The sequence below is a fragment of the Arthrobacter sp. 10T413_2 genome, assembly GCF_056394205.1.
This window is the reverse complement of record NZ_JBFTHK010000211.1, coordinates 1-6,551: the sequence shown is the minus strand read 5'-3', so window position 1 is coordinate 6,551 and position 6,551 is coordinate 1. Positions and strand designations below refer to the sequence as shown.

Genomic DNA, 6,551 nt, shown 5'->3' with positions numbered 1-6,551 from the left:
GGGGGCGGAAATACCCAGCACGGCGCACTTGGAACGGACGACGGCGGCCATCGCCTGCGCGATCTCTGCGGCCGGGCGGGGCGTGTCAACGGGGGTGTAGGCGATGCCGTAGCCGCCTCCGAGGTCCAGCTCGGGCAGCACGACGTTCACGCTGTACGAGGTCGGCACGCTCAAGACCGTCCGGGTGGACGCCCCGGGTTMCGAAGCCGGCGGAGTMGGCAACGACGTTACGTACCCCCGCCGGTATGTGTCGGTGGACGGCGGGATGAGCGACAACCCGCGCCCGGTGCTGTATGACGCGGATTATTCGGCAATTCTTGCCTCGCGGAGCTCCGACGCGGCCCCGCAGCTGTCCCGAGTAGTGGGCAAACATTGCGAGAGCGGCGACATAGTTGTTAGAGATGTATATCTGCCCGAGGACGTGGCAGCCGGTGATCTGCTTGCTGTACCGGGGACCGGCGCCTACTGCTGGGCCCTGTCAAGCAACTACAACTATCTGGCCCGGCCGGGCGTTGTCGCTGTCCGCGACGGATCTGCCCGGCTGATTGTCCGCGGGGAAACCGAAGAAGATCTGCTCAACCGCGACATGGGAGTCTGAATGACCGAATTGCGAACCCTGAAAGTGGCCCTGCTGGGCTGTGGCAACGTCGGGGCTCAGGTTGCACGGATTCTCATTGACGACGCCGACGCCCTCGCGGCGCGCACAGGCGCCCGCCTCGAACTGGGCGGCATCGCTGTGCGCAACCTMGACGCCGAGCGCGACGTCGATCTGCCCCAKGAGCTGTTCACCACCGACGCCGAAACCCTCGTCAAGGACGCCGACCTCGTGATCGAGCTCATGGGCGGGATTGAGCCGGCCCGGACCCTGATCCTGACGGCCATGCGGCACGGGGCCTGCGTGGTCACCGGCAACAAGGCGCTCCTGGCCCAGGACGGTCCCACGCTCTACGAGGAAGCGKACAAAGCCGGAGTGCAGCTTTCCTACGAAGCCGCCGTAGCCGGTGCCATCCCCATCCTGCGGCCCATCCGGGACAGCCTGTCCGGCGACCGGATCACCCGGGTTCTCGGGATTGTCAACGGCACCACCAACTTCATCCTCGACCAGATGGACTCCACCGGCGCGCAGTTCGCCGATGCCCTGGCCGAAGCCCAGCGACTGGGCTATGCGGAGGCCGACCCCACTGCCGACATCGAGGGCTACGACGCCGCCGCCAAGGCAGCGATCCTTGCCTCGCTGTCCTTCCACACCCGGTTCGCCCTGGAAGACGTCTCCTGCGAGGGCATCACGGCCGTCAGTGCGGCGGACATCGCCGCCGCGAAGGAAGCCGGCTTTGTCATCAAGCTGCTCGCGATTGCGGAGAAGCTGACGGACGAGGACGGCAAGACCGGCGTCTCCGTCCGCGTGCACCCGACGCTGTTGCCCCGCGAACACCCCCTCGCCGCTGTCCGCGGTGCGTTCAACGCCGTCTTCATCGAAGCCGAGAACGCCGGCGAACTCATGTTCTACGGCCAGGGCGCCGGGGGAACCCCGACGGCGTCCGCCGTGCTGGGCGACCTCGTCTCCGCGGCCCGCCGCATTGTCCTGGGCGGCCCCGGCCGGACCGAAACCACCACCGGGCACGTGCCTGCGCTGCCCATCGACGCAGCCATCACGAGCTACTACATCGGACTCGACGTCGCGGACCAGCCCGGCGTCCTGGCCCGGATCGCCCAGCTCTTCGCGGAGCACGGCGTGTCCATCGAAATCATGCGGCAGACCATCCACCGCGACGCCGACTCCAACRTGGAGTCGGCCGAGCTGCGGATCGTGACACACCGTGCACGCGAAGCCGCACTTGCAGCAACCGTCGAGGCCGTCAAGCGCCTGGACGTCATCAATTCCGTCACATCCGTACTGCGGGTAGAAGGGGTCTAAGTGGCTCACCAATGGCGCGGTGTCATCCGCGAATACGCTGATCGTCTTCCTGTCACGGAAGCCACTAAGGTCATCACCCTGGGCGAGGGCGGCACCCCGCTCGTGCACGCCCGCCACCTCTCCGAGCTGACCGGCAGCACCGTCTACCTCAAGGTCGAGGGCATGAACCCGACCGGTTCCTTCAAGGACCGCGGCATGACCATGGCCATGACGGCAGCCGTGGCGGCCGGCGCCAAAGCCGTGGTCTGCGCCTCCACCGGCAACACCTCAGCTTCCGCCGCGGCCTACRCGACGGCGGCCGGGCTGCAGTGCGCGGTGCTGGTCCCCGAGGGCAAGATCTCGATGGGCAAGCTCAGCCAGGCGATCGCGCACGGAGCCACGCTGCTGCAGGTGGACGGTAACTTCGACAACTGCCTCGACATCGCCCGCAAGCTCGGCGAGTCCTACCCTGTGTTCCTGGTCAACTCCGTCAACCCGGCCCGGATCGAGGGCCAGAAGACCGGCGCCTTTGAAGTTGTCGATTCCCTCGGCGACGCCCCGGACTACCACGTCCTTCCGGTGGGCAACGCCGGCAACATCAGCGCRTACTGGAAGGGCTATAAGGAGTACGCCGCGGCGTACGAGTCGCCTACCGCCGGCTCGCTTCCCGCCGTCGCCACGAAGACCCCCGTCATGTGGGGCTTCCAGGCCGCCGGGGCTGCCCCGTTCGTGGCCGGCCACCCCATCACCGAACCTGACACGATCGCCACCGCCATCCGGATCGGCAACCCCGCCTCCTGGGACACCGCCGTGGCGGCCCGGGATGAATCCGGCGGCGTGATCGAGGCCGTCACGGACGAGGAAATCCTCTCCGCGCACCGCTGGCTCTCCGCCCGGGAAGGCGTCTTCGTGGAGCCCGGCTCCGCTGCGGGCGTTGCCGGCCTGATCAAGAAGCACGCGGCCGGGGAGGTTCCGGCCGGCAAGACGATCGTGATCACGGTGACCGGTCACGGGCTCAAAGACCCGCAGTGGGCCCTGCGCACCGAGGACGGCAGCGATGTGCAGCCGGTCAAGGTCTCCAACGACGTCGTTACCGTCGCCGCAGCCCYGKGACTGGAAGAAAAATAACGTTGGAAACCACCCTCACCGTCCCGGCCGAATCAGCGGCAGGCATTCCCGCCGTTCCGGCAGGCCAGCTTGTCACCGTGCGGGTGCCTGCCACCAGCGCCAAMCTGGGCCCGGGGTACGACAGCCTCGGCCTGGCGCTCACGCTGCATGACACGCTCACCGTGGAAACCCTGGCCAGCGGTGAACTTGAATTCGAGCTCAGCGGAGAGGGTGCCGAGTCGCTGCCCCGCGACGCCACGCACCTCGTGGTCAAGGCCCTCACCGAGGCGCTGCACCGCCTCGGTTTCCGGCACGAAGGCCTGCGGATCACKGCGGATAACGTCAACCCGCACGGGCGCGGCCTGGGGTCCTCGGCCTCGGCCGTCGTGGCCGCCGTCAGTGCCGCGAATGCCCTGGTTCCGGAGGCGTCCCGGCGCGGCCGCGACTGGATTCTTCAGCTTACGAGTGAAATGGAAGGCCACCCGGACAACGTCGCACCCGCCATTTTCGGCGGACTGGCGCTGTCATGGCAGGACAGTGACMAGTACAGCAGCACGTGCGCTGCCGTGGCCCCCTCGGTGATTCCCGTCGTCGCCGTTCCGGACTACGAGCTCTCCACCGAAGCCGCGCGGGCGCTTCTGCCGGCCTCGGTGGGCCACCACGCCGCGGCCATGAACTCCGGCCGCGCCGCCCTKCTGATCCACGCACTGACCGCCAGCCCGGAATTCCTGCTGCCGGGCACCGAGGATTACCTGCACCAGAGCTACCGTGCCGAAGCCATGCGGCCCAGCGCCGAGCTGATTGCCGCGCTGCGGCAGGCAGGGCACGCCGCCGTCGTCTCCGGTGCCGGGCCCACCGTGCTGGTCCTGGCCAACGGGGAAGCCGAAGCCCGCGAGGTTGTCGCCTTCATCGGCGCCCACACGGCGGACAACACGCCGGAAGTGGGCTGGCGAGTGATGAAACTGGCCGTGGACGTTGAAGGTGCTAAAGTGGAAGTGCACCGGCGGTAAATACGCAGGCGGTAAATTAGTAACCGTTCTAAGACCGCGATGTTGGCCACGTAGCCTCTCTCATCTTTCACTGCGCAATATTTTCCGGTGCCACCTGCTTTCGGTCTGACGCAGGAATCAGCAGAATTGCTCTGCCCCCTGAAATCGTCAGCCCGCCGTTCCTCATTTCTCGGATCGTGCATGGTGAAGCAGTATCCGGCCCTGCTGGCCGAATTCCATCCGGCAAGGCCGAAATCACGGCTGCAGATCTGAACTGCAGCCCAGATCAAATCACCGCGTCCAGCTCTTAGCCTGGACGCCGTCGAGGGGGAAGGATCCTTCGTGACCGAAACCACTGAGCTGTCTCCGGCTGTGGATACATCTTCTGCTGCCGGATCAACGGCAGCACCCGCCAAGAGCAGCGGCCTTGCAGGCCTTAAGCTCGCCCAGCTCCAGGCCCTCGCCAGCCAGCTGGGGATTTCCGGCGGATCCCGCATGCGCAAGGGCGATCTGGTCACGGCCATTTCCGCCCACCGCGCAGGCACCCCGGTAAGCAAGGCTCCGGCCCGTGCTTCTGAAAAGGCGACCGACAACGGCACCGTTTCGCAGGCAGCCGCTCCGGCAGCTGCACCGCTAACCGCGCCCGCCGGCAACGAGGCCRCTGCCCAGGAAAGCCCGGCCCAGGAAAGCCCCCGGGCCCGCCGCGGCCGCAGCCGCCGTGCAGGCAGCGACGGAGTCGTCACGACAGCCGCCGCAGAGGCACCCGCCGCGGCTCCGGCAGAAGCCCCTGCGGTTTCCACCGAACCCGGCGCAGCCGAGTCCGGGCCTGTTGTTTCCGGCCCGGCCGTTTCCGCAACGGAAGGCAGCGACCGCACGCGTCAGCCGCGCACCCGCAATCGCCGCCGCGGCGAAGCTGCAGCCCAGGTCACCGAGGCCGCCGGCCAGAACGCCGGCGAAGTCCAGGCCGAACAGCCCGCAGCCGAGCAGCGTGAACAGCGCACCGAACAGCGTGAGCAGCGCACTGAACAGCGGACTGAGCAGCGTGAACAGCGCCAGGCCGAGCCGGGCAGTGAAGACGGCCAGCGCCGCGACACCACCCGCACCCGTGGGGAAGCCGCCGGCACCCGCGACAACACCCGCGACAGCGAAGAAACCGACGGCGGAAGCCGCCGGAACCGCCGCAACCGACGTGACCGCAACGACCGCGGTGACCGCCAGGGCCAGCAGGACAGCCGCGACAACTCCTCGCGCAACGACCGCTTCCGCGACCGCAACGACCGCCGCCGCGGGCGTGCGCAGGGACCGGACGTTGACGACGTCGAGGTCACCGAGGACGACGTCCTCCTGCCGGTCGCCGGCATCCTCGACGTGCTCGAGAACTACGCGTTCATCCGCACGTCCGGCTACCTGCCGGGCCCGAACGACGTGTACGTCTCGCTCGCCCAGGTCAAGAAGTACAACCTGCGCAAGGGCGACGCCGTCGTCGGTGCCATCCGTGCACCGCGCGAAGGCGAGGACCGCAGCCAGCAGTCCGCCCGCCAGAAGTTCAACGCCCTGGTCCGCGTCACCTCGGTCAACGGCAAGACCCCCGAGGAACTCAAGGACCGCGTCGAATTCGCGAAGCTCGTCCCGCTGTACCCCTCCGAGCGCCTGCGCCTTGAGACGGACCCGAAGAAGATCGGCCCCCGTGTCATCGACCTCGTGGCCCCGATCGGCAAAGGCCAGCGCGGCCTGATCGTTTCGCCGCCGAAGGCCGGCAAGACGCTCATCCTGCAGTCCATCGCCAACGCGATTACCACCAACAATCCTGAGGTCCACCTCATGATGGTGCTCGTTGACGAACGTCCCGAAGAAGTCACGGACATGCAGCGCACCGTCAAGGGTGAGGTCATTGCCTCCACCTTCGACCGTCCCGCCGACGACCACACCACCGTGGCCGAACTCTCCATCGAACGCGCCAAGCGCCTCGTGGAAATGGGCATGGACGTCGTGGTGCTCCTGGACTCGATGACCCGCCTGGGCCGCGCGTACAACCTGGCAGCACCGGCCTCCGGCCGCATCCTGTCCGGTGGTGTGGACTCCGCAGCGCTGTACCCGCCGAAGCGCTTCTTCGGTGCAGCCCGCAACATCGAAAACGGTGGCTCGCTCACCATCCTGGCCACCGCTCTCGTCGAGACCGGCTCCAAGATGGACGAGGTCATCTTCGAAGAGTTCAAGGGTACCKGCAACATGGAACTGCGCCTGTCCCGCCAGCTGGCTGACAAGCGCATCTTCCCGGCCGTGGACGTCAACGCGTCCGGTACCCGCCGCGAAGAGAACCTGCTTTCCCCCGAGGAAGTCAAGATCATGTGGAAGCTGCGCCGCGTCCTCTCCGGACTCGAAACGCAGCAGAGCCTTGAGCTGCTGACCAACAAGATCCGGGAGACCCAGAGCAACGTCGAGTTCCTCATGCAGGTGCAGAAGACGACGCTTGGTGCGAAGTCCGATAACGACAAGTAGCGTCGCGTAACCGCTCGAAAATTGGCGGCCCCGCCCCTCCGCCGGGTGGCTCACGATCTGCG

General features: G+C 67.3%; 4 protein-coding genes and 1 pseudogene. All 5 read left to right on the top strand.

The genetic code is table 11. The features are described 5' to 3' along the window. Positions 1-115: 115 nt before the first annotated feature. A pseudogene (locus tag AC1DBQ_RS20575) lies at positions 116-598 on the top strand (diaminopimelate decarboxylase family protein); the annotation flags it as partial. Beyond that, complete coding sequence (locus tag AC1DBQ_RS20570; protein WP_476930275.1) at positions 599-1,915, top strand: homoserine dehydrogenase; 1,317 nt, start codon at positions 599-601, stop codon at positions 1,913-1,915. It begins immediately after the preceding pseudogene. After that, positions 1,916-3,022: a threonine synthase gene (gene thrC, locus AC1DBQ_RS20565; RefSeq protein WP_476930274.1), complete on the top strand. Its 1,107-nt coding sequence runs from the start codon at positions 1,916-1,918 to the stop codon at positions 3,020-3,022. 2 nt (positions 3,023-3,024) lie between these two features. Beyond that, positions 3,025-4,011 carry a homoserine kinase gene (gene thrB / locus AC1DBQ_RS20560; RefSeq protein ID WP_476930273.1) on the top strand — a complete coding sequence of 329 codons (987 nt, stop codon included), beginning with the start codon at positions 3,025-3,027 and terminating at the stop codon, positions 4,009-4,011. A gap of 321 nt (positions 4,012-4,332) precedes the next feature. Further along, positions 4,333-6,489 (top strand): transcription termination factor Rho, encoded by a 2,157-nt coding sequence (gene rho, locus AC1DBQ_RS20555; RefSeq protein ID WP_476930272.1) that lies wholly within the window; start codon positions 4,333-4,335, stop codon positions 6,487-6,489. Positions 6,490-6,551: the final 62 nt, after the last annotated feature.